The organism is Sphingobacterium paucimobilis HER1398, from assembly GCF_000416985.1.
Classification (GTDB): Bacteria; Bacteroidota; Bacteroidia; order Sphingobacteriales; family Sphingobacteriaceae; genus Sphingobacterium; species Sphingobacterium paucimobilis.
In genome coordinates this window covers 441,647-466,173 of the sequence record NZ_ATDL01000015.1, presented here as the reverse complement: position 1 = coordinate 466,173, position 24,527 = coordinate 441,647, and the positions used below count along the sequence as shown (strand labels likewise).

The 24,527-nt window shown below is 40.6% G+C and carries 24 protein-coding genes; 13 read left to right on the top strand and 11 right to left on the bottom strand.

All coding sequences use genetic code 11. The features are described from left to right. Window positions 1-4: 4 nt before the first annotated feature. Entirely contained in the window at window positions 5-352 is a 348-nt protein-coding gene (locus tag M472_RS0122810) for a winged helix-turn-helix transcriptional regulator (RefSeq protein ID WP_031301739.1), read from the bottom strand. A gap of 155 nt (window positions 353-507) precedes the next feature. Here M472_RS0122810 and M472_RS34815 point away from each other — a divergent pair, with 155 nt between their 5' ends. Together M472_RS34815 and M472_RS34810 are read left to right on the top strand one after the other, a co-directional pair. Further along, entirely contained in the window at window positions 508-1,146 is a 639-nt protein-coding gene (locus M472_RS34815; protein ID WP_021070567.1) for a peroxiredoxin-like family protein, read from the top strand. Next, window positions 1,143-1,946 carry a DNA alkylation repair protein gene (locus tag M472_RS34810; protein WP_021070566.1) on the top strand — a complete coding sequence of 268 codons (804 nt, stop codon included), beginning with the start codon at window positions 1,143-1,145 and terminating at the stop codon, window positions 1,944-1,946. The genes M472_RS34815 and M472_RS34810 overlap by 4 nt, the downstream gene beginning before the upstream one ends. A gap of 53 nt (window positions 1,947-1,999) precedes the next feature. On the opposite strand, the gene M472_RS34805 is transcribed toward M472_RS34810, so the two are convergent. The 5 genes from M472_RS34805 to M472_RS34785 form a co-directional block, all read right to left on the bottom strand. Further along, window positions 2,000-2,491, bottom strand: a complete 492-nt coding sequence (locus M472_RS34805) for a ClbS/DfsB family four-helix bundle protein (protein WP_021070565.1) — start codon at window positions 2,489-2,491, stop codon at window positions 2,000-2,002. A 7-nt stretch (window positions 2,492-2,498) separates the two neighbouring features. Beyond that, a complete protein-coding gene (locus M472_RS34800; RefSeq protein ID WP_021070564.1) occupies window positions 2,499-3,683 on the bottom strand; it encodes a trans-sulfuration enzyme family protein in 1,185 nt (394 codons plus the stop codon). Between the two features lie 178 nt (window positions 3,684-3,861). Beyond that, the gene (locus tag M472_RS34795; RefSeq protein ID WP_021070563.1) at window positions 3,862-5,787 is read right to left on the bottom strand and encodes a solute symporter family protein; all 1,926 of its coding nucleotides are present in this window, start codon (window positions 5,785-5,787) and stop codon (window positions 3,862-3,864) included. Beyond that, window positions 5,784-6,080, bottom strand: coding sequence for a DUF485 domain-containing protein (locus M472_RS34790; RefSeq protein ID WP_021070562.1), 297 nt, complete (start codon window positions 6,078-6,080; stop codon window positions 5,784-5,786). Before M472_RS34790 ends, M472_RS34795 begins: the two co-directional genes overlap by 4 nt. A gap of 394 nt (window positions 6,081-6,474) precedes the next feature. Continuing rightward, window positions 6,475-6,963 carry a hypothetical protein gene (locus M472_RS34785; RefSeq protein ID WP_021070561.1) on the bottom strand — a complete coding sequence of 163 codons (489 nt, stop codon included), beginning with the start codon at window positions 6,961-6,963 and terminating at the stop codon, window positions 6,475-6,477. A gap of 455 nt (window positions 6,964-7,418) precedes the next feature. Here M472_RS34785 and M472_RS34780 point away from each other — a divergent pair, with 455 nt between their 5' ends. From M472_RS34780 to M472_RS34745, 8 genes are all read left to right on the top strand, one after another. Next, the gene (locus M472_RS34780; RefSeq protein ID WP_021070560.1) at window positions 7,419-8,486 is read left to right on the top strand and encodes a 2,3-butanediol dehydrogenase; all 1,068 of its coding nucleotides are present in this window, start codon (window positions 7,419-7,421) and stop codon (window positions 8,484-8,486) included. Between the two features lie 250 nt (window positions 8,487-8,736). Next, window positions 8,737-9,645 (top strand): NAD(P)/FAD-dependent oxidoreductase, encoded by a 909-nt coding sequence (locus M472_RS34775; RefSeq protein ID WP_021070559.1) that lies wholly within the window; start codon window positions 8,737-8,739, stop codon window positions 9,643-9,645. Window positions 9,646-9,794: 149 nt separating this feature from the next. After that, window positions 9,795-10,286, top strand: a complete 492-nt coding sequence (locus tag M472_RS34770) for a MepB family protein (RefSeq protein ID WP_021070558.1) — start codon at window positions 9,795-9,797, stop codon at window positions 10,284-10,286. Between the two features lie 71 nt (window positions 10,287-10,357). After that, the gene (gene attM / locus M472_RS34765) at window positions 10,358-11,152 is read left to right on the top strand and encodes an AttM family quorum-quenching N-acyl homoserine lactonase (protein WP_021070557.1); all 795 of its coding nucleotides are present in this window, start codon (window positions 10,358-10,360) and stop codon (window positions 11,150-11,152) included. A 9-nt stretch (window positions 11,153-11,161) separates the two neighbouring features. Continuing rightward, window positions 11,162-12,301, top strand: a complete 1,140-nt coding sequence (locus tag M472_RS34760) for a zinc-dependent alcohol dehydrogenase family protein (protein WP_200859620.1) — start codon at window positions 11,162-11,164, stop codon at window positions 12,299-12,301. A gap of 12 nt (window positions 12,302-12,313) precedes the next feature. Then, window positions 12,314-13,759 (top strand): NAD-dependent succinate-semialdehyde dehydrogenase, encoded by a 1,446-nt coding sequence (locus M472_RS34755; protein ID WP_021070555.1) that lies wholly within the window; start codon window positions 12,314-12,316, stop codon window positions 13,757-13,759. A gap of 158 nt (window positions 13,760-13,917) precedes the next feature. After that, window positions 13,918-14,493 (top strand): Crp/Fnr family transcriptional regulator, encoded by a 576-nt coding sequence (locus M472_RS34750; RefSeq protein WP_031301735.1) that lies wholly within the window; start codon window positions 13,918-13,920, stop codon window positions 14,491-14,493. Between the two features lie 72 nt (window positions 14,494-14,565). Next, the gene (locus M472_RS34745; RefSeq protein ID WP_021070553.1) at window positions 14,566-15,690 is read left to right on the top strand and encodes an FAD-dependent monooxygenase; all 1,125 of its coding nucleotides are present in this window, start codon (window positions 14,566-14,568) and stop codon (window positions 15,688-15,690) included. A gap of 84 nt (window positions 15,691-15,774) precedes the next feature. On the opposite strand, the gene M472_RS34740 is transcribed toward M472_RS34745, so the two are convergent. The 5 genes from M472_RS34740 to M472_RS34725 form a co-directional block, all read right to left on the bottom strand. Beyond that, complete coding sequence (locus M472_RS34740) at window positions 15,775-16,296, bottom strand: GNAT family N-acetyltransferase (RefSeq protein WP_200859619.1); 522 nt, start codon at window positions 16,294-16,296, stop codon at window positions 15,775-15,777. Window positions 16,297-16,300: 4 nt separating this feature from the next. Next, window positions 16,301-17,068, bottom strand: a complete 768-nt coding sequence (locus M472_RS34735) for an MBL fold metallo-hydrolase (RefSeq protein ID WP_031301732.1) — start codon at window positions 17,066-17,068, stop codon at window positions 16,301-16,303. 451 nt (window positions 17,069-17,519) lie between these two features. Continuing rightward, window positions 17,520-17,930: a hypothetical protein gene (locus M472_RS44565; protein ID WP_144062717.1), complete on the bottom strand. Its 411-nt coding sequence runs from the start codon at window positions 17,928-17,930 to the stop codon at window positions 17,520-17,522. Window positions 17,931-18,114: 184 nt separating this feature from the next. After that, a complete protein-coding gene (locus tag M472_RS45230; RefSeq protein WP_022829354.1) occupies window positions 18,115-18,294 on the bottom strand; it encodes a DUF1016 family protein in 180 nt (59 codons plus the stop codon). Between the two features lie 142 nt (window positions 18,295-18,436). Continuing rightward, window positions 18,437-18,880: a DUF1016 N-terminal domain-containing protein gene (locus M472_RS34725; RefSeq protein ID WP_021070548.1), complete on the bottom strand. Its 444-nt coding sequence runs from the start codon at window positions 18,878-18,880 to the stop codon at window positions 18,437-18,439. A 251-nt stretch (window positions 18,881-19,131) separates the two neighbouring features. Here M472_RS34725 and M472_RS34720 point away from each other — a divergent pair, with 251 nt between their 5' ends. The 3 genes from M472_RS34720 to M472_RS34710 all read left to right on the top strand — a co-directional run bounded on the left by M472_RS34720 (window position 19,132) and on the right by M472_RS34710 (window position 24,510). Next, window positions 19,132-19,737: an RNA polymerase sigma factor gene (locus M472_RS34720; protein ID WP_021070547.1), complete on the top strand. Its 606-nt coding sequence runs from the start codon at window positions 19,132-19,134 to the stop codon at window positions 19,735-19,737. 90 nt (window positions 19,738-19,827) lie between these two features. Then, the gene (locus tag M472_RS34715; protein ID WP_021070546.1) at window positions 19,828-20,985 is read left to right on the top strand and encodes a FecR family protein; all 1,158 of its coding nucleotides are present in this window, start codon (window positions 19,828-19,830) and stop codon (window positions 20,983-20,985) included. Between the two features lie 216 nt (window positions 20,986-21,201). Beyond that, window positions 21,202-24,510 (top strand): SusC/RagA family TonB-linked outer membrane protein, encoded by a 3,309-nt coding sequence (locus M472_RS34710; RefSeq protein ID WP_081643190.1) that lies wholly within the window; start codon window positions 21,202-21,204, stop codon window positions 24,508-24,510. Window positions 24,511-24,527: the final 17 nt, after the last annotated feature.

Below are 24,527 nucleotides of genomic sequence, written 5' to 3'. Positions count from 1 at the left end.
TGTTTTATTTATCTTTTTTGATTGACGTCTCTAATAATGTCTCACCCCAGGCGTTTAATTTCCATAGTACTTCTACCAATTTGTCTCCAAGAGGTGTGAGTGAATACTCAACACGAGGTGGAAGTTCGTTGAAGCTTTCTTTTTGTAGAATACCAGCTTGCTCAAGTTCTTTTAGCTGTTGGTTGAGCACACGCCTGTCTACTTTTGTAATTCCTCTTAATATTTCGCTTGGCCTTTTCTCGCCCTCATTTATGCGCCATACGATGGGAACTTTCCATTTTCCACTAATGGCATTGACTGCAAATTCTAACGGACAAATTTTTTCTTCTATTGCTCTTTCCTTTGTTTTCATCAGTTGTTTTATTTTTTTATTGGATGATGAGAGCTCCCGCGATGTTATCGTGGTCGGTTTCACAAAATTGACTTTTTTATCCCATAGGGGCAATAATATGCGGTATTGTGGTTTCCAATTTACTTTTAAAACTTTGTAAAAATAATAAAGAAAAAATGAAAAAATTAGCCGAACAGATTAATACCCTGAATGAAGGTTTAGCAGAGCAACTTCCAGTAGAAATTTTGGAGATATTTGGTAGATCAATTGCAGACTTGCAAGCTCAGAAATATAAAGAGAACAGCATTCTAGTAGGTCAGACATTTCCTGAGTTTCGCTTACCCAATACCAACAATGAAGATATTGCGTTAAAAGACATTTTAAAAAGTGGTAAAGTGATTATTGCTTTCTTTCGTGGCAGTTGGTGCCCTTATTGTAACTTGGAGTTGAAGGCTTTACAGGAGAACCTAAAGGCGATCACCGATAGGAAAGCTACGCTTGTTGCGATTTCACCACAAACTATTGCTCATAATGTGAGTATGAAAACGGACTGTCAGTTGGAGTATGAGTTGTTGACGGATAAGGATAACATATTGGCCAAGGATATAGGAATTAGTTTTGGTCTTCAAGAATATGTTATTCCAACTTACCAGGGGTTAGGAATAGATCTGTCGTTATACAATGGTAATTCAAATAATGAACTACCTATGCCTGCGGTTTTTTTGCTAGATACAGACGGTACTATTTTATATAAATTTGTAGAAGAAAATTATATGCAAAGAGTTGATATTGAAGAATTGATTGGAAACCTATGAGTGAAAGTAAACGAAAAGGAGCAAGAAGTACCAAAGATATTCCTGTAGAAATATTAGAACAGCTTAATCGCGGTGAGATTGAAACGGCCAACCTTGTGGAGTGGTTGGCCGTAGACCAAAGGCTCCTATTAGAGAATTTGTTGATTAGCAACAATCGGACGGTATATCTTGAGCCTATTTTGTCGAAAATCAATGATTTAGAGAAGAAGACGGTCAATACGATTAATGAAGTAATAGGAGTAACGATTTTCAAACAAGTTGTAGCTCATAATGATTATGAGTTCCTTGATGTATTAGCGAACCATAAGGCCGATTTGATACGTTGTTGGGCTACCTATACGATTGGTCAGGATGAAAAACTCTCTATAGCGGACTCACTAAGTCGAATACAACCTTTTGCAGCAGATCTTCATTTTGGGGTACGAGAGATTTGTTGGATGGCATTAAGAAATAAAATAGCTCAAAACCTGACTGAGAGTATTGATATACTTTCGGAATGGGCTAAGAGTTCTGATGATAATGTAAGGCGATTTGCTACCGAGGCTATTAGACCTCGCGGGGTATGGTGTACACATATTAACGAACTGAAGGAAAAACCGGAGCTGGCACTGCCGATATTAGAACGATTGAAAGCGGATAGCGCAAGGTATGTCCAAGATAGTGTTGGGAATTGGCTGAACGATGCCAGTAAAAGCCAACCACAGTTTGTTAAGGAATTATGCAAACGATGGGAGGGTGAAAGTAAGGGTAAGGAGACTGCGTACATAGTTAAGAAAGCACTAAGAACGATTAATAAATAATCTAGTCGCCTCCTTCTAGCTCGTCCGGAGATGATCAAGAAGGAGGCTGCTTTTTATTTAGAAGCTTTTTTAATCAGTTTGAATGCCCATTCGTAGTGACTTGATGTCGCTGACACGAGATAAGCTCCGAGAGAAGTGGTGCCTGTCCATTTGTATTTTTTCTTCTCAAACAACTCTTCGTTTGTATGGCTTTTGATTATTTCTTGAATCTGATTATATGAGTTTATTAATCGTTGTCTTGTATCGCTTAGAGTTGAATGTTGACACTCTTCCCAAATCTTTTTGTTTAGTTCGGGTGTCTCTTTCCAAGAATAGCCTGTTGCAGGCATGGCTGGTTTTTCTCCTTTGCTACCAGTTTTGTACCATTCGAGCATCAATAGGTGCCAATGATGTAGGTGACCTAAGACATCGCGTACATTCCTATTCATCGTTCCTGAAGGAAATTCAGCTTTAGGGTCGGGAAGACTATCAATTAGGGACAATAGTTTGTTAAAACTACTTTGACTCAGTGTGATCAGAGATTCTTTATTTGTAGGTCTCGCCATGTACAATCTATATTTTTTTTAATGCTTGAGTAAAATCTTGAATGAGATCATTTATGTGTTCTATACCGACGGAGATACGCAGCAGGCCTCGATTTATACCGGCTTCTTTTTTCTGTTGCGAAGAATGGTGACCTCCCCACATGCTGGCCGGATGGACAATTAAAGATTCCACGCCACCTAGGCTAGCCGCATTAGCGAATATTTTTAAGTTTTTCAAAATAATCTGCGCATTGTTATATTGCTGGTCTTCTGTTTTTCCTGCTACTTCTACACATAACATCCCTGTAAATCCTTTCATTTGTTTTTTAGCTAACTCATGTTGTGGATGGGTAGTTAATCCTACATAACAAACAGATTTAATGTGATTGCTTTTTTGTAACCATTCGGCGAGTTGTTGAGCATTCTCGTTGATTTGCTTCACACGTAGGGAAAGCGTCTTCAGACCGCGAAGTAGTAGCCATGAATCGAAAGGGCTTAGACTTGCTCCCAGTACCAAAGATCTTCTCCAGGCTTTTTGAACAAATTCTTTTGATCCGCATATCGCTCCAGCAGTAAGGTCGGAATGTCCTCCCAGGTATTTGGTTGCGCTATGGATTATGACGTCTATCCCAAATTCCGCGGGGGTTTGGTTTATAGGCGAACTAAACGTATTGTCGACCATCGTTATAATGCCTCGTTCTTTGCCTATTCTTCCAATAAAAGCTAAATCGGTAATATCTAGATTCGGATTGGAAGGCGTCTCTATATAGAAGAGCTTCGTATTAGGTTTTAGAGCTTCTAGAAAAGCTTCATTATCAGTTTGGTCCACGTAAGAGACCTGTACGTCGTAATCAGTTAAAAACTCTTTAAAAAAAAGAGCGGTACCAGAATAATGTGATCGCTGGGCAATTATATGATCTCCCGCTCTGACAACAGCAAGAATAGCTGTGCTTATGGCGGCCATACCTGTTGCTAATACCAAGGCATCTTCTGTTTTTTCTAGAGAAGCTAAAATGGCCGCTACCTGACTATTGGTAGGGTTGCCATGACGTTGATAAAACTCAGGGTATTTAGTTTCGCTTGCAGCAATGATATATTCATCGAGATTGTCGCTTGCTAAATAGGTTGAGCTTTGGAAGATAGGGGAGACTACAGCGTTTGTTTTGTTATAATCTTTTCCAATATGTATACTGTTTGTTTCTAGTTCTGACATGGGCTATATTATTAAGTCTTTTCTAATTTAAGAATTAATCTACTGAATTGGTAGAGATATTTGCTCGTATGTCGCTGATGATCAAAAAAAGCTGTTAAGATTTTTGTCTTAACAGCTTTTTTCAACTCTTTGTTGTACGAGAATATCCCGGTCGCTTTCGATCTGCCTTTAGCAGTGCTTATTCGCTAGAGATTGTCTGTAAATTTTTTTCTTTTTTCGGATATAGTTTTGTGAAGATATAAACAGTCAGCACCGCTAATGGAAATGAAATTAAAGCAGGATTTTCCAATTGGTGTAGTGCCTTTTCTGCTCCCAACCCATATTTATCCCACATTGTTGGCGATGTTAAGATAATGGCTAGTGATGATATTATCCCTACTACTATTGATGCAGAGATTCCTGTTGAAGAAGTTTTTTTCCAAAATAGCAAGAATAATATCGCGGGAAGATTTGCTGATGCGGCGATTGCAAATGCCCAACCGACCAAAAATGAAACGTTGATCCCCTGAAAAGCCATTCCTAACAATATTGCAAATATACCTACTACTACAGCAGCTATTTTTCCGACTTTAACTTTCTTATCATCATTTAAATTTTTCTTGAGATAGACATCAATAAAATCGTGTGCTATCGCACCCGATGAAGCTACGATAAGTCCTGCTACTGTCCCTAAAACGGTGGCAAATGCCACTGCAGATATGATAGAGAACAGTGCCGCGCCAAATGCTCTAGCCAACAGAGGTGCTGCCATATTGCTGGATTCCACATCCATCACCCCATTTACACCTGCACCGACCCCAATAAATAGTGTCAGGATATAGAATCCTCCTATTGCAGCTATGGCCAATATTGTTGATTTTCTTGCGTCTCGCGGAGTTTTTACGGTGTAATACCGGATTAGGATATGGGGGAGTGCAGCCGTTCCTAAAAATAAAGCGAGCATCAGCGATACAAAATCCATCTTACTCCAAAGATTGGCATCACTGCCGATTTTGTATTTTAATCCTGGTAACATGAATTTGGCTCCAGGGGTTGCTTCGGGATAGTAGAGAGCGACTTGATCATGGCCATCGATCAATTTGACCTGCATGAATCGAATGATCTCACTCTCTTTGATGGTTGAGAGAAATTCGAAAGGTCCTAATGGCCCTGTTTTAGCTAACTCTTGGCCGTTTACGATAATTTTGCTTAGATGACCAACCTGATAAAATTTTCTGTTTTCTTTCGTTTCACCATTGTAAAGAGATGTTCCGTCACCTTTTTGTGTAATGGTCAAGGTTTCATTTAGTATGTTCTTGTCGTTTTCCTGTTGCCAGTCAAACCATCTTTCTATACCGTTTTGTTCTAGTTTAACAAAGGTTTTTTTTCCAACCTCTTGTTGCGAAACAATATTCCAGTCCTGAACCGAGACAATTTTGCCATCTTTTATCTCAGGGCTGAGTTTTAGAAAAGAATGGTAGGGGCTTCCATTAAAATCTGGTGGAGTAGATAGTCCGTTTTTTAGAATATATACGGTCAGTACCAATGAGAGAACGATCAGTAATCCACCTTTCAGAAATTGAACATATGTTGTCGATGCCATCCCGGCACTTGCGACAATAGCGATAACAATAGCACCAACTAGGATGACACCCGCCCAATGGGGCAGTCCTAATAATGGCATTACGAGATCTCCGGCACCTACCATCTGTGGAATAAGGTAGAAAACAGAAATAATTAAAGTGCTTATCGATGCTGTCAGTGTGATTGCTCTAGAATTGAATTTAGCATTGAGTGCATCGGTAAAGGTGTATTTTCCCAATCGTTTGAAAGGTTCGGCAATTAGGAATAGAGCAACGATCCACCCAGCCAAAAATCCAATAGCATATAGAAAGCCATCAAAACCAGCTACGGCTATCATCCCACAAATTCCTAGAAAAGAAGCCGCAGATAGGTAGTCACCTGCGAATGCTATTCCGTTGACAGCCCAATGGATTTGACCTCCAGCAGCATAGTATGATGAGGATGAGCTTTTTTTTCGGCCGAAATAAAAGGATAAGCCTAATACCAATCCTACAAACACGAAGAAAAATGCCAGAGCGGTGAAGGAAATATCGTATATCATTTGATGCCTCCTTCCATTTTATTTTCTGTTTCGTCGGCTTGGTCTTCGTATTTTGTACAGAAAAAATTGTAAATGACTCCAAGGATGACAGCGAAAACAATTAATCCAATACCATATGTTAATGCTAGATTGAGCCCCCAGAAGACTGTAGTGGCTAACAGCTCATATTTAAATACACCCAAAATTACAAAACCTGCATAACAGATTAAATAAATGAAAAATAGGCGTACACCTAATTTGGACTTTTGTTGAGTTACAGCCTCTTTTTCTTCGGCAGTATTATTGACATGCATAAGTTGAAGGTTTATTAAATTTATAATGTGGTCTAAGTTTTTTACAACGTGTAAAGAGACTTCTTTACAATTTTACAAAAAAAAACCATAAAACATTGTGTTTATATCATAAATCGTTAGTAAGTCTTTGTTATATGTTAGTTGCTGCAGCAAGATGACTGAAAGGAATCAGAAGAGGTTTCCATTTCAAATAATCCTTTGTAAATGCACCGACTCAAAGATTACCAATATAGGTTGTCGTGTTCCTATTGTAGCGCAGGCAGATAGGGGCACTGTTTATTGGGTGCCAATTATCAAATAGTTCGCATGGGCTGATAATCGAATTTGAATAGGTTACATATGCTATATTCAAAATGTTGCAGTGTCCATATTTTTGGGGACACTGCAGCATTGGCTATTTTGAGTTTACCTTGTCCCAGCAGAGAGGATCTGCCATAGCAATAGGCATTTGGCAAAATCCTAATAGTGAGGCATTGTCAAGTTTGTTGTACAATAGACGAATATCTTTTTCCGTTGCTATATGAACGATCAATAATCTTTTAGCTTCTATATGAATTACTTGGGTATTGTGAGATCTTAAAATATCTAGAAGATCCAAGGTATCGTTATCATACCTCATTTGGTACGTGGCGATTTTAAGGGGCGATCCAAAAGATACAATGACATCCAATATGCCGTCAATCCGCATTACTTCTTCAATAAAGAGATCTATTGAGCGGGCTTCAATCTCGAGTTCGATTGTTATTAAACTGACTTCATGAACATCTGTAGCCGATTGTGATACGGCACATAGTCTATAACCTGTTGTCGAAATGTGTTGTAGCAGTTTTGATAGGGTGTCATGGCTTGACTTACAACTGATGTTAAATAGTTTACTGGTCATCTTAGTTTTTGTTATAAAAAAAAAAGCCTCCCATTTTATGGGAGGCTCACTATATCGATTTGTTTTAAAAATATTAGATAGTAATTGTTCCTCCCATTTTGATTAAAATGACGACACAGACAGCGACTATAATGACGTTGGATAAAGAGGAAATAATATGTTGCGCTTGTCTTCTCATGTGCTTCGGCAAGCTACAAAAAAACTATATAAATCAAAAACACATTTTTATATAAAACCCGATTACTTTTTCAGCTGTACCTGTAGCACTGCAGATGGATTTGAATCAGATTGCTAGATGGTGACATTATCTGGATGACGGTTATAATCATTTTATTTGTGCAAAGTCGAAGTTTTTCGAATAAATGAGAAGTATCACTTTTTTGATGGATAAAGATCATGGCCTACGGATGTATTTATCAATACCTTTAGGTCTATAATTAAAAAAGTAAAAGGATATGGCAAATACAATGAAAGCAGCAAGATGGTATGCTGCAAAAGATATCAGGGTTGAAGCTACAGCGATTCCCGAGCCACACGCAGGTCAGGTTAAAATAGCTGTTCAATTTGCAGGAATCTGCGGATCGGATCTACATGAATACGTGCATGGGCCACAGTTGATTCCCGTTGATCAACCTTATCCGTTAAATGGACATCAGGGAATCACTACGTTGGGACATGAGTTCTCTGGGGTGATAGATGCCGTTGGAGAGGGAGTTGATCACCTAAAGGTGGGAGACCGTGTCGTTGTGGAGCCTCTTTTCAAAAACTTTGACAGTCCTTTCATTCCCAATGGCGAGTACAATCTCTCAGAGCCACTTGGTTTTATAGGACTTTCTGGCAACGGTGGCTTTGCCTCATATGTCGTTGTTGAAGACTACATGGTACATAAGATACCTGATACGATGTCTTTTGAAAAGGGGGCACTGGTGGAACCTGCAGCTGTAGCGGTATACGCCGTATTGCAGAGTGGGCTTAAAATTGGTCAGACGGTATTGATTTCAGGAGCAGGCCCGATCGGTCTCCTGTGTCTACAGGCTGCCCTTGCTGCCGGAGCGACGACCGTTATTGTGACCGATATCGCAGACAAGCGCTTAGATAAAGCAAAAGCTCTCGGAGCGACACATATCATCAATGCCAAAGAAGAAGGGCTGTCGCAGAAAGTAAAATCGATTACTGGACTTGGCGTGGATGTTTTCTTAGACTGTGCTGGTGTACAGTCCTCCTATACCAATGGTATCGATAGTGTAAGAAATGGCGGAACAGCAGTCTTGGTTGCACTGTTTGGTAAACCCGTTAACACCAATGTCTTGGATCAGGTGCTCCGAGAGATTACGATAAAAGGAATTATTGCATATCGCAATATTTTCCCCCAAGTAATAGCCCTTATTGATAGCGGACGCATGCCTGTCGAAAAACTTGTAACACGCAAGATAAGTCTGGATAATATTGTTAATGAGGGATTTGAAGCCCTTGTCAATGATCCTACAGAAGTCAAGATCTTGATCGATATACAGAAAGCGTAGTTAAGCTGTCTAGATAGTACAGCGTATTTGACATAAAACGGTGTAGAGATACACCGATATCGCCAAGAGACTGTTGGGTATCAATACCCAACAGTCTCTTGGCGACTATCTTGGGCAGATTTGATCATCGGTCAGTGTGACTATCGGCTTGATATTGGAGGAGAGATTGATGTAGCCAATCTTTTTTGCAGTGATAACTATTCTTTTTTTTATATTTGCAATATTGTTGCATTTATTAGAAAAAAGTTCCATGAAAGATAATAATCAATTTGATGTAATCATCATCGGCGGAAGTTATTCCGGACTTTCGGCCGCCATGGCATTAGGACGTTCACTTAGACAAGTCCTTGTAATTGACAGTGGTACTCCTTGTAATCGCTATACGCCACATTCACATAATTTCATTACTCAAGATGGAGAACAACCTGCTGCGATTTCTCATAAGGCTCAAAAACAGGTTGCGGCATACGACACTGTCAGATTCCATAGTGGAGAGGTTGTTGCCGCAGTCAGAAACGAAGTTGGTTTTGACGTGTATGTAGCAAGTGGGGAACAGTTTTCTTCCAAAAAAATATTGTTTGCTACAGGCATCAAGGATATCTTTCCCGAGATCAAAGGATTTGCGGAGTGCTGGGGTAAGTCCGTCATTCATTGCCCATACTGTCATGGATATGAATTTAGGGGCAAAAAGACTGCTATCATTGCTACAGGAGAGAAAGCTATGCATATTGCGTCTTTGGTAAATAATCTGACGGATAGTCTGTCTATTAATCTGTCCGATGGATCAGAATTTGATCGAGGACAATTGGATACGTTGAAAAAACATAATATAAACGTTATACCAAAAGAAGTAATCGAAATCAAGCACCGAGATGGGGCTGTACATGCAGTAGTATTTAACGACGGACGAGAAGAGAGTTTTGATGCCGTATATGCTGCAATACCATTTACACAACAGTCAGATATCCCAGTTGTACTGGGGTGCGAGATAACAGAATCGGGACTTGTCAAAATAGATACGTTTCAGAAAACTACTGTTTCCGGAGTCTATGCTTGTGGTGACAATTCCAGTCCGATGCGATCTGTTGCCTTTGCTGTTGCAGCGGGTAATATGGCAGGTGCCATGCTGAATCATGAACTTACGGTAGAAACGTTTTAGACCATTCTACCAAAAGATATCGTTTATTGTTTTTGATAAAGAGATTTCTACATCTCCTTCTGCTAGTTATACCTATGCGTACAACGACTATACTTTAAGGCCAACAGTTTTCATTATTTTTACTCCCACAAAGTTAGTTAAGCTAGGGTATGGAAGCACAGTTGTATTTTTTAAACGATAGGTTGGTCGAAGTATTTGGAATAGGTATTTCAGATATTCAGGTAGAAAATGAGGCGAAGGATTATTCTGGCTGTCATTTTAAGATCGGTGATCTACAGTTCAAATATAGAAAGGCAAAAGTTACCCCAAAGAAAATAGGTCAGTTTGTCGCTTTGTGGAAAAGAAATGCCGCAGGAAAAACAGAACCCTATCACATTGATGATCCATTCGATTTTTATATTGTTGAGACCCAGTATGGTGATCAGAGTGGTTGTTTTATCTTTTCAAAAAGTGTCCTAGTCGAAAGAGAGATTTTATCGAAGGAGAATAGTGAGGGAAAGCGTGGGTTTCGAGTCTATCCTATATGGGATACTCCTGACAACAAACAAGCCATAATGACAAAAAATTGGCAGGTCCGGTTCTTTCATCGGATCGAGGGATCGTCAAATCAGATTAATCCACATTCCTTAAACACAATTTGACTTTTCAAACGTTATAATAATAGAAACAGGTGTCCTGTTAGATTTGTTTAACGCAGCTTTAAAATATAATTATGGCAAATGAAATCAGATTGTACATGTTTCAGACTGGTGTTCTGAAATGTAAAGAGAACAATATCAAAATGAATGCATCGCTCGATCCTTATGAAATTCCGGTTCCCTGGTATTTGATCACCCATCCAAAAGGAAATGTCATTATTGATGGAGGCAATGCCGTACAATGTGCTACCGATCCCGTAGGACATTGGGGAGATATCACACAGGTGTATTGGCCTGTTATGAAAGAATCCGAAGGATGCTTGAATACGATTAAAGCGCTAGGAATCGATTCTTCAAGTATTAAATATGTCATCCAGTCTCATTTGCACCTTGATCACACCGGCGCTGTCGGAAACTTTCCCAATGCAACCCATATCGTTCAGCGCAGAGAATACGAGTATGCTTTTACGCCAGATTGGTTTGCTGCTGGCGGTTATATCCGTAAGGATTTTGACAGACCGGGGCTGAAATGGCAATTTTTGGAACTTGACTATAACGACTCTTACGATGTATACGGAGATGGGGTGATCCGTATTATCCCAACGCCAGGGCATTCACCAGGCCATTGCAGTTTTATGATCACACTTCCCGATTCCGGTTCCATCATCCTGGCAGTAGATGCCGCTTATACGACCGATCATTGGGATGAAAAAGCGTTGCCCGGATTTTTGGCATCAACCGTTGATTCGGTACGTTCCGTAAAGAAACTGCACGAGTACGCCGACAAGTATGATGCACTTGTGGTCACTGGACATGATCCGGTGAAATGGAGCGAATTCAAAAAAGGACCTCAAGAGTTTTACCGTTAAAATCCGATTATGATGAAAACAAAAGCAGCAGTCCTTCATCAGGTCGGAGGGCATAAGAGACCATATTCCGAATCAAAACCTCTAAAAATAGAGGAAATAGAAATCGGAAAACCAGGTAAAGAAGAAGTCGTCGTGCAGATCAAAGCAGCAGGATTGTGCCATTCCGATCTATCCGTGATCGATGGAAACCGTCCTCGCCCCATGCCTATGGTTTTGGGGCACGAGGCTGCTGGGATTATTGTCGAGTTGGGAGAAGATGTAAAAGGTTTCGAAGTAGGCGATCACGTCGTTTTTGCCTTCTTGCCCTCGTGTGGCCATTGCGAATACTGTATGTCAGGCAGAGCCGCCCTTTGCAATCCGGGAGCAAAGGCCAATAACGAAGGTGTCCTGCTCAATGGTGATATTAAAATAAAGAACCAAAACGGTGAAACTTATCATCACCATCTCGGTGTGTCCGGATTTGCGGGATATGCTGTCGCATCCATTTATTCGCTGGTGAAAATTGATAGATCTTATCCTTTTGAAATAGCTGCCCTTTTCGGTTGCGCGGTGATGACGGGAGTCGGAGCAGTCGTGCATACAGCACAAGTTCATGTGGGCGAGTCTGTTTTGGTCGTTGGGCTGGGAGGGGTCGGATTATCAGCTATCCTAGGAGCAAAGGCAGCAGGAGCTTCCAAGATCATTGCAGCAGATGTCAGTCCTTCAAAACTCAATATGGCCAAAGCGTTTGGCGCTACCCATACACTCAACTCCGGGGAGGAAAGAGCACTGGAAGAACTCAAGCAGGAGATAACTACAAGCGGTGTCGATAAATCGGTCGAATTTGCTGGAGCCATGTCTGCTTTGGACTTTGCCTTCAATGCAACCAAAAAAGGAGGAGTTACTGTGACGGGGGCATTACCCCATCCAGATGCCCGTTTGAGTCTGAATCCTCTGACGCTGGTTGGCCAGGAAAAATCCTTGAAAGGGTGCTATCTCGGCAGCTGTGTGCCCTCCATCGATATTCCGAATTTTTTGGAACTCTACAAAAATGGCAATCTGCCCGTTGATAAACTGATCACGCACCGTTTAAAACTAGAAGATATCAACGAAGGTTTTGAAAGACTGGCCAGTGGAGAAGCGATCCGGCAAGTCATTATTTTTGATTAAATTCAACCCCCAATGAGTACTTACAAAGAATTGTTATTTGATAGATCATTCGTTAATGGAGAGTGGACAAATCAAGGAACGGAAAAATTTGATGTTAAAAATCCGTTTGATTTATCCGTTATCGGTCAAGTTCATGACGAAGACAGAACCTTTGTTGCCAAAGCCATTGATGTGGCGCATGCCGCTTTTGGTTCCTGGAAATCGAAATCAGCCAAAGAGCGGAGCGCCATTCTGCTGAAATGGTTTGACCTAATTCATCAGCACAAAGACGAATTGGCTCAGATTATGACCCTAGAAAGTGGCAAGCCCATAGTTGAAAGCAAAGGCGAAATAGATTATGGCGCAGCTTATATCCAATGGTTCGCCGAAGAAGCCAAGCGCAATTATGGCGATGTCATCCCCGGATTTACAGCGGACAAACGGATTATCACACTCAAAGAACCCATCGGTGTCGTGGGCGCCATTACACCCTGGAATTTTCCATTGGCCATGATCGCCCGTAAAATTGCACCGGCTCTAGCGGTAGGCTGTACAGTCGTGGTCCGTCCGAGCGAGGAGACTCCATTTACGGCACTTGCCATAAACTATCTGGCGAATCTGGCAGGTTTTCCTAGAGGAGTATACAATACCGTAGTCGGAACAGACCCATCCGAGATGGGAAAAGAGCTTTGTGAGAATAAAAAGGTAGCCAAAATATCCTTTACAGGTTCTACAAAAGTAGGTAAGATCCTGATGTCGCAAAGTGCAGATACACTCAAAAAATTGAGCTTGGAACTCGGAGGTAATGCTCCGCTTATCGTTTTTGACGATGCAGATATAGACTTGGCAATAAAAGGAGCTTTGGCCGGAAAATTCCGGTTCGGCGGACAGACCTGTGTTTGTGTTAATCGGATTTTGGTACAGGAAGGGATTCACGATCTATTTGTCGAAAAATTTACGGCTGTCGTTAAGAAGATGAAACTCGGAAGCGGATTGGACACCGATGTAAACATCGGTCCACTTATCAATCAGCGAGCTATCCGACGGATGGAAGAGATGACACAAGATGCGGTCGTCAAAGGGGGAAAAGTTTTAACAGGAGGAAAGGCGGTAGCACCTCAGTTTTTTGAACCCACCATCATTGTTGATGCCAACGAGTCCATGGAGTTTGCGCACAATGAAATTTTTGGTCCTATTGCGCCGATATTCAGATTCAAAACCGAGCAGGATGCCGTACGAATGGCCAATGATACGGTTTACGGATTGGCGAGTTACTTTTTTACGAACGATCTAAACCGAAGCTGGCGCGTTCGTGAGCAGCTGGAATACGGTATTGTCGGGATCAATGAAGGATTGATCTCCTCCGAAGTTGTTCCTTTTGGAGGAGTCAAAGAATCCGGTCAAGGCCGTGAAGGTTCTAAATACGGTTTGGACAGTTATGTAGATATCAAGTACGTCTGTATCGGTGGGATTGTGTAATCCTTCCTGATGATGATTTTAATGATCAGCGACCGTCGAAATCAAAATATTGCAATATTATTAGGTGCATAATATAGGTGCAGCAGTTAATTGCAAAAAAAATACGATGTTGCATTGTCTATAGAATCATCTTATAATTATGGCGTAAAATGCAAAGTATGAATCAGAATTATATTCGCAGAATTCAAGAGAATATGTCTATTCCCTATGATAAGGCTTTGGTATTATCCCGAGAGGGGACAATAGTAGTGCTGAAAAAAAATCAAAATTGGCTTTCGGAAGGGGAACGTGCAGACAAGTTAGCTTTTATTATACAGGGAGCAATGCGTTCTTATTTGATGAATGACAAAGGAGAGGAAATAAACCTCTTATTACAGGTGAATAAGGATTTTATTGGTGATTATGAGAGCTACATTTCCGGAAAAAAAGCTAGTCTCTATATCAAAGCCATGATCGAAACAGAACTGTTTGTCATATCAAAGGACACTATCAATGACCTTGCACAACAGGATGTTTTTTGGATGGATTTTAAAATAAGAATGTCAGATTATGCTTTTTTGGAAGCAAAGCGACGGATAGAAGATCTGCTGCTTTTCACTCCCGAAGAACGTTATTTAAATCTCCTTAGAAAGTCACGAGAAGTACTACAGAAAATCCCTCAGAAATATATCTCTACCTTTCTAGGGATCACACCACAGTCACTGAGCAGAATCAGAAGGCGAATTATGAAGTAGTTTTATTAACTTAAGTGAATCTTTTTGCTCTTTATTGCGCCTAATTTTGCTCCGAAATAAAGAAAGAACAACATGAAGGTAGCCATTATAGGAGCAGGTATTGGTGGATTAACCACTGCGTTAGCGTTAAAAAAGCACAATATTCCGTTTACAATCTTTGAAGCAGCCGCTGAACTTAAACCCGTGGGTGCGGGTATTATCTTAGCCAACAACGCTATGCAGGTATTTCGCAACTTGGGAATACATACCGAAATAGAACGGGTAGGAAATCCACTTTACTTCACGACGTTGTCCGAACCCGATTTTTCGCCACTTACCCGGGTTGATTTGAAACCTTTTGAGCAACAGTTTGGTGTTCAAAACCACACCATTCATCGGGCAGAACTACATAAGATATTGATTGAAGCCGTTGGCGAAAAAAATATAAAGCTGAATAAGAGATTGAAGAATGTTGCTAATGAGAAGCATCAATTTCTGATGAAATTTGAAGACGGAGCTGAGGAAACATACGAATACCTGATCGGTGCAGATGGAATTAAATCAAAAGTACGTAGCATACTCTTCAACTATCAGGAATACCGTGATTCGGGACAGTTGTGCTGGCGAGGAGTCACAGAATTTGAAATTCCCAAAGATTACAGGCACGAATTGGTAGAAGCCTGGGGCAAGAGCAAGAGATTTGGCTTTGTACCATTACGGGACAATAGAGTTTACTGGTATTTACTCATTGACAAGACAATAGGGGCACTGTCTTCATCTCCATTAGAGTTTGCTGGAGATTTTATCCCTATGGCAGAAGCGGTCATGAGGAAGACTCCTGAAGAGAAAATAATCGCTACCGAAATCTATGATTTAAAGCCTTATTCCGACTGGTCGCAATCCAATGTGTGTCTGATAGGTGATGCAGCTCACGCAACCACGCCCAACCTTGGGCAGGGAGCCTGCCAGGCCATCGAAGATGCTCATGCATTATACCGATTGCTTTCAGAAAATGATCTGAAAACAAGTATTCAATTGTATCCTAAAGTTCGTTTGAAAAAAGCTCATTCCATTGTTAATAAGAGCTGGCAGGTTGGTAAGATAGCACATTGGAGCAAGCAACCAGGGATATTCCTCAGGAATGCCCTGATGAGAGCGACTCCCCATAAGACCAATCAGAAAATGATGCTTAACTATTTCCGGATAGCAGATCAATGATTCTGAATAACACTGCGGTAGACCTCATCCCAGAAGAGGTCTGCCGCAGTAAAGAGTTCTTGGAGTGTTACACAATAGTCCACCTTATCGATTACTTTTTAAGCTAATTTCGAAGAGACTCACTGTTGCATTATTGTAATGTGCTGGAAGCCCCTCTGTATCTTTTAGCGTAAGTGGCCCTAGGTAGTCAAACCCGCATTTGCCGTAGTACGCGATCAGTTTCGTGTTTTCCCCTACGGTATCCATTCTTATGTATTCCTTTTTATGTTCAGCTGCATACACTTTCGCCCACTTCACGATTTCTGCTACAAGGTTCTGTCCCCTGAAGTCGGGATTGGTCGCTATCCTGTGGATATAGATAGCGGCATCTTCATTTCGTTCTTCCCAGATTTTCGGATCGTCAAATGTCGTTGCGAAGATGCAGGCTGTTTTACCATCCATCTCTATTTTCCATTGTCGGTTTTCATCGATTTCGTTTTCCACCAGACCCCGGTCAAATATTGGCCAATGCACTGTGTATCTTGTTTTCTGAAAGCCCGTGGCAATCTCATAAAGTCTGAATATTTCCTTAATATCCTGCTTTGTGCTGTTTTTTATCTGTATCATATTATCAATTGTTTTTTGCAAACAACTTAAATTCATCAATATCATGATATCCAAAAAATCTAATTTCGGGATGTGATGAAATCAGTTTACGAATGCGGTCTAGCGTCGCTATCCGCATCTCATTGTCGTCGGCTCTCGCTTCGGCCAATTGATTGATGGGGTGGTCGGAATTATCTAGTTCATCACGCAGATAATAGGCATCTGCTGCATAAAATATCCAGGAATCGCTGTGTTTTATGGCTACTCCACAATGTCCCAAGGTATGACCAAATAGCGGTATCAAGAGTATTTCTGTATGCAGAGAAGTGTATACTTTCCTCGCTTCAAAACCAAACCATTGGTCATTTGATTTAGCATAGGACTTGATTACAGGTTCGTGCAGTAGTGGTGTTTTTAGATAGCGTGGATTTCCCGATAGGTAATTTTCATATTCTTCATATCCCACATGTACCGTAGCTTTGGGAAAGTCTGGCAAGCCTCCGATGTGGTCATTATCCAGATGGGATATGATACAGTCCTGAACATTTTCAGGGTTAAACCCCAAACTCTTGATTTGTTGAATAGCAGTAAGCTTCTTGTCAAAGCGATATCCTACCATCTCGACCAGTTCCTGACCTATTCTTTCATCCGGATAGCAGGTGTCCAATAAGCCGATTCCGGTGTCGACCAGCGCCATGCTGTCGTTCTCTTTTAACAACATACAATGTCCGCTTACATTATCGCTGTATGGGGAGACAATTTTGACACAATTTAAATGATATATATCTACCATAGCAGTTGATTTTAGGGTGAGATCAAGAATACCTCAAATAGGTGTGCCCATTGCCGACATGCCCGTATTTGTTGACATCTTTACAGATCGATACCGTAAAAATAAATGTTTTAATTCAATAATTAGAACTTTTGTTCTAATTATGAGATGTATTCTAGATCTGATTATTATTTTATTAGTAAATCTTTCAGCATTGGCCAAATCTAGCCATTACTTCATTCCAATCCTCGTCACAAGTGGTAGCACAAAATTGAATCCTTAAATGATAAAGAAAAATACCTGAAGCGGGGAGCTTCAGGTATTTTTAACTAACCAATTATTAACCTAAATTATGAATACTAATACATATACAAAAGCTATGCCGATACTTTTATCGGTTGTCATCTTAATATAAAGATTAGTGTGTTTAGCGTGGTCTCGGCGATCAATAACTCCCCCTGCGCAAAATGATTTATTGCGCTCTGTAGAGTGTTGCGCTTTTCTTATTTTTATCCAAGAGAAACATAATACTGTCATTGTCCGAGAATCGTACAAAATAGCGTTCTTCCGAAGGTTTGTCAAAGTTTAGAACATACACCGTAGCATCCTCGTCATCTTCAAAACCGCGTTCATAGTTCACATTCCCTTTCACCACCTTTGAATCGTTTTTCTCTTTTTCAATCAGTTCAAAGGTGTCGTTGTTATAAATCGTATCGTTTTTACGGATCGTATTGTTTTTGTAAATAGAGAGTTGGTTCGTTTCATTTTTGTAAAGCTCCTGTAATTTGGAAACTTCCATTTCTGAAGTAGCCTTTTTATCCGTTTTATACTGGCAGGCTGCCAATAGCGATAGCGCTATCATTCCAACGATTATTTTTTTCATGCTGTTCATCCTGTCTGTGATCCGATCTCCATCCTGTGAAGACAAGCCCACATAGGTCAATAGAATCGTTTATCTTATTGTTCTGTAGCTTAAAGATAAGACAGTTTTTATTTCCTATCAACTAAAATGGGGCATGCAGGTCGTATTGGTCAATATCTGCAGAGGTAGGTGAAGTCTGTTTTTTTCATTCCTCTCGACCATAAACGACTCCCTGCTCGCGAAGTACATTGTTCTCCCGTTCGATTTCGGCAATAAGCTCTTCTTCTGATGGCAGTTTAATTAGGTATTTACTCACGAACAGTTGTTGGTCACTGTCTGCTATAGCATATTCGACCAAGGCTTTGTTTTGATTGGTTACTAGCAATACTGTCTTTTTAGTTCTTTAACCGTCGGTTGCATTTTCAGAATAAGTGTCTCATAAAAGTGTCTTTTCGTAGCGTCTTCTATTTTAATGAGTTCGGTAAAATGCGTGTATGAGATGGATTGAAAAATATTGAAAATGTGTTTTAGATTGTTGTTATTGCTACTTTCTGTGATTCTTGGGTTTGCGACCCAAGAATTGGGTGTCGTACATTTTCAAGTGAATAATGTTTTGGAAGACCTGTAGGAAGAAGGTGTTTGAATTCTTGGGTTACCAACCCAAGAATCTGAGGGTAGGTTTTGTATAACTGTCTACATCGGGAGAGCTCAGGTGCTGGTAAACCTTTGATTTGAATACTTTTTGCTATATTTTCAAGTAATCGCTCTCCATACTTAGCCCGGTCTTCACCGTTCTGCTCGAATTCGACAATGTATAGCCCGATCAACCAGTTACGTAGGGTAAGCGATTGGTTTACTGCTTTTACAGCCGATAGCTGGAGCTCCTTGTGCGTATTTTGTATACTGTTGACTAGTTTAGTGAATTCCATCTCTTCTATAATATTGATTGCATCTGTGATTACAGGTTCCATAATGGATTGGTTATTTTATTAGCAACTTGCTTGTGCTAAGTTAAATATAAATTATTTAAACTAAAAATATTAGTAATTAAGGTTTGTGTTATTTCTCTTCTATTCTATAGATTCCTTCTTCCGTTTATTACTGGTAGCTATTGTTTGGCTCCGCAGTCAAGAAAATAGTGTAAAACTGTTTTTCCATCTCCAATATTGCTGACCTAAAAAATAATCTCTAGCTTAGTGGCCGAAAACTAGCCATTCGATAAATGCACTCTGATTCCAATTCTGTCGATTTCGAACTCCTTCAGCGTCTAAAAGCTGGAGATCATGCTGCATTTGAGGACCTCTATAATCAACATTCCAAAAAACTGTATTGGAAATTACAGCAAATGGTCAAAGACCCTGAGGAGGCCGACGAATTGCTACAGAATCTTTTTGTAAAAGTATGGGAAAAGCGCGAGCAAATCGTTGTTCAGCAAACTTTTGAAGGTTATCTATACCGTGTAGCACAGCATATGGCTATCGATTATTTCCGTAAGCTCGAGCGTCAGAATCGTATGCAAGAGGAGGTTTTAAGAACAGGCATTACTATAGACGAAGATACCGAGGCGCAACTATTTGCCAAGGAAACCCAACAGCTATTGGACGAAGCTGTAGCGAATCTTCCTGAGCAAAGGCGAAGAACCTTCATCTTGTGCAAGTTCGAGGGCAAAAGCCATCAGGAGGCCGCCGAGATTATGAATATCAGCCCCAACACAGTCCATAATCATTTGGTCAAAGCCGTTTATGCCGTGAGACAGCACCTGCTTAAATCAGGTCGGGATATTACTGTTCTCGCATTATTGATCGCTCTATCCCAGCCATTTTCTTAAGGACTGAACAAAATCTTCACGACGAGTAGTCAGTTTTCTTTTTCCAAGCGTCTTATCTCTAAACAGGGCAATAGCTCTACCAATTTAACTATGTTACAAATAGAAGAACTATATAAAAAGTACCTAGAGGACAGTATCAGTGAATCCGATAGAAAGGAACTGTTTCGCCTGTTGAGGACGACCGATGATGAGCGGTTGGGGCAGCTTGCGGACACTTTTCTGAAGGCCGAAGCACCTGCTGATCTCGATTATCTCCAAGGAGATACAGACCGTATTTTTTTAGAGATCAGATCACAGATAGAAGAATCTGTGGAAGCAGAATCAAGATCATGGGGTATGTGGCGTTGGATGGCTGCCGCAGCCGCAGTAGTCGTTTTCGCGTTTATAGGTTATCAGGTTTACAATACGCAGACTGCTACGGTACCGCCCGTGGCGAGTGTTATCGAAGACATTGTTCCTGGCGGCAACAAAGCAATACTTGTTCTTGCTGATGGAAATCAAGTTGTATTGGATACTAAACAGCAAGGCATTGTGATGGATGATACAATACATTATAGCAATGGACATGTACTTGATAAGTCATTGGATCTAAAGGAAGGGAGGGAGCTTCAGCTCTATGTTCCTAAAGGTGGCGTATATCAGGTGAAACTGGCTGACGGCACACAGGTATGGCTCAATTCGGATACACGACTAAAATACCCATCTAGTTTTTCAGGCAATCAGCGAGTTGTGGAATTAGATGGCGAAGCATTTTTTATCGTACAGTCCGTTACAGATGAGAATAGCAAACGGATACCTTTTATTGTAAAAAGTAAGAACCAGTCTATCGAAGTACTGGGGACAGAATTTAATGTCAATGGATATGCTTCACAGTCTTCGATAAAAACAACCTTATTGGAAGGAAAGGTCAACGTACAGGTTGAAAATAAAAAGGTAGCACTGCTCCCTGGACAACAGGCTGAAAATAAAGATGGAAGAGAGATTGTGGTTAAGAAAGTCGATCCACAGCACGCCATAGCATGGAAGGATGGCAAATTTAGTTTTGATGGAAAATCTTTTGCCGAAACGTTAACAGAAATAGGCCGATGGTATAATCTTTCTATTGTCTATAGCGGTGCCGTACCAGATGTCGAATTGATAGGGGATGCTTATCGACATTCCAATATAAAACTGGTATTGCGTCTTCTGGATGCAGCAGCAGTAAACTATAAGTTGGATATCGCTGATCGTAAACTAATTATTTATTAAAAATTTAAAATAACTAACCTAAAGAAGGATGTATATGAAAGAAAAAATAGAATAGATCGTGACCAGACAATAGACTGCCTTATGAGAACATAGAAGGAAAGGAGTGCCATCCTTTCCTTCAAATAGATAGGCTAGTCTAAAATTTTTTATAACAGTAGATTTTGTACTAACCAAATCCGAGTAAAATTAATGAATAAATATTACTTATTACGAGTGATGAGAATAACCTTATTCTTACTAGTGGCGGGGATGCTCTCCGTCAGTGCGAACAGCTACTCTCAAAAGATTACTTTCAAGGGCAGGAATGTAGCATTTGCTACTGTTCTGGAAGCGATTAGAAAACAGAGTGGCTATACGATATTCAGCACTAAAAATGTCCTAAACTCAGTCCATCCTCTAACATTGGACGCTACAGGGGTGGAATTGGATGAATTTCTCCGAATGATCATCGTGAATCAACCTATCGGTTATCAATTGGAAGACAGAACAATCTCTTTCTTCAAAAAAGAGCTGCGCCCTATACCTGTTAAAGAGGAAGCAGTGCTCCAGCAACAGTTTCTGACAGGAAAGGTGACTAATGCCGAGAATGGAGAAGTGATAGAGGGGGTGACCGTCCGCGTCAAGGATACTGACTATATGGTGAGTACCAATTCAAAAGGGCAATTTCAAATTCCGCTCTCTGTTATCACTGTAAAGGCTGTCATCGTATTCAGTTATATAGGAATGAAACCTCAAGAAGAAATTTACAGTAATCAGAAAGTATTGAATGTACAGTTGGTACCCAATGCTGATGCGATAAAAGACGTGGTGGTAACAGGGATCTATCAGCGGAGTAAGGAAAGCTTCACCGGATCGTCAGCTACCTATACGGTCAAAGAGTTGCAGATGGTAGGCAACCAGAATATTCTTCAGAGTTTGAAGACATTAGATCCTTCTTTTGCTATTGTTGATAACAATCTTTTTGGATCCGATCCGAATAGACTTCCGGATATTGAGATTAGGGGTAAAAGTAGTGTGATCGGACTTACTGATGAGTATAGTTCGAATCCCAATCAACCCCTTTTCATCTTAGATGGTTTTGAGAGTACCCTGGCCATCATCAGTGACCTGAGCATGGACCGCGTAGAGCGCATCACCTTATTAAAAGATGCAGCAGCAGCAGCGATATATGGATCAAAAGCCGCAAACGGCGTAGTGGTTGTAGAGACCAAAAGTCCGGTTCCAGGGCAGCTGCGAGTAAACTATACGATGAATGGTAACGTTAGTTTTGCTGATCTTACCGATTACAACCTGATGAACGCAGAAGAAAAACTACAGTTTGAACTTCTGTCCCAGTTTTATGGGAGGCTTGACGAACAAGGAAAAATCATATTGGGTTCTAATCTAAATAGTGAAGCTAATTATCTAGACCGCCTTAAAGAGGTGAGACGAGGCGTGAATACCTACTGGCCAAACGAGCCGCTTCGTACGGCACTGACACAGCGTCATACATTATTTGCTGAAGGTGGCGATTCAAATTTGCGTTATAGTGTGTCTTTCAATCACGGTGTTACAAAAGGGGTGATGAAGGGATCTGACAGACAGGCAACAAATGGAAATATACGTTTACTGTATAGAAGAGGGGACTTTTCTGTAAATAACTCCTTAAGTATTGATAATGTAAAATCGAATAAGGAGACTTCACCTTTTTCGGATTTTACAAGAGCGAATCCCTACCATCGTAAATACAACGATGACGGAAGCATAAAAATGCTGTTGGAAGATTTTAGTGCGACACGCTCAGGAGAGGCCCCTGTTTACAGTCCGCTTTACGATGTAAGTAACCTCAATATTAATGAACAGTTATCCTTGGGCTTTACCAATAATTTTGAAATGGAATGGCATGTAGCAGAGCCGCTTCGGATTCGTGGACGGCTGGGATTGCGCAGCTTCTCCACAAGAGACGAGATCTTTCGCTCACCATTTAATACCGAGTTTTTAAATACAAATGCGCTGGAGAGGGGGAGTTATAGAGAGACAAATGGTAGAAATGCGAACTACGATGGCGATTTGAGTTTGACATACGGGAAAGTCTTTGCGGAGAAACACATGTTGAATGCAGTAGGTGGAGCACGTATGGAGCAAGCCTCTCGACTACAGAGCACTTATGCCGTTCGTGGATTTATAGACGATGAGTTTTCAAATCCTAATTTTGCATTAAGCTACCCAGAAGGAAAGCGACCCGACTACAGTGAATCGAAACGCAGAGGTGCAAGTTTCTTTGTTAATATGGGATACGCATACGATCAGCGCTACCTCATGGATGCCACATTGCGCTCCGATGGTGCTTCTGTATTTGGTACAGAAAGACAGTTCTCTAATATCTGGTCTGTTGGACTAGCTTGGAATGCACATAATGAGACATGGGTTAAATCATCGAAATGGATTGATCAATTACGGATACGTGGTTCTATCGGTAATCCTGGCAATCAGAATTTTGATGATTATATCTCGATGCGTATCTATAGATATAACAATGAAAACCGAAATCCCTTTGGGGCGAGTACCATTATCAGTAATATGGGTAATAGAGGGTTGAAGTGGCAGACTACACTGGATCGTAATGTAGGGCTGGATCTCACAACATTCCATAATCGTCTACGCCTAAATGTGGATTATTTTGTAAAGAGTACGGATCCTTTACTTGTATTTGTATCCTTACCAACTTCTACCGGTGTATCTCGTGTAGCACAGAATATAGGAGCACAAGTGACCAATGGATTTACGGTAAGCAGTGACTACAGTATCATCCGTAAAGAGCAGTTGACCTGGCGTATCAATCTGAATATGCGACAGCTGAAAGCGGAATATCGCAAAATGGGCAATTTGCTGAATAATTTCAATGAAGCCAATAAAAGCCGGAATCTTATTCGTTATTACGATGGCGGAAGTCCCTCGGACCTATGGGCTGTCCGTTCTGTGGGGATAGATCCGGCAACAGGACGTGAGATTTTTTTGAATAAGAATGGTGAGCAGACTTTCGTGCATGATTTTAAGAATGAGGTTATTGTCGGGAATAGCGATCCAGATTTAGAAGGTGTGTTTGGGACAAGTTTATTTTTTAAAGGTTTTTCGGCGTCTGTCAACTTACGTTACCGTTTGGGTGGACAGGCTTTTATGCAGACACTTTACGAAAAAGTAGAAAATATATCTTCTCGTAACGTGGTGCTCAATCAAGATAAAAGAGCATTGTATGATCGATGGAAACAACCTGGAGACGAAGCAAAATTCAAATCAATCTCGCGAACAGAAAATACGCCAATGTCGTCCCGATTTGTCCGAGACAATGATATGTTGATAGGAGAGTCTTTTTCGCTGGGGTATGAGAGTATAAATGCGGCTTGGTTAAAGTCAATTAGAGCCTCATCCGTAACATTTCGTGTATATATGAACGATATATTCCATATTTCTACGATTAAGAATGAAAGAGGGATAGATTATCCATTTGCACGCTCTGTTTCCTTTTCAGCCGGAATTCGTTTTTAAGAAACTAAGATAAGAAG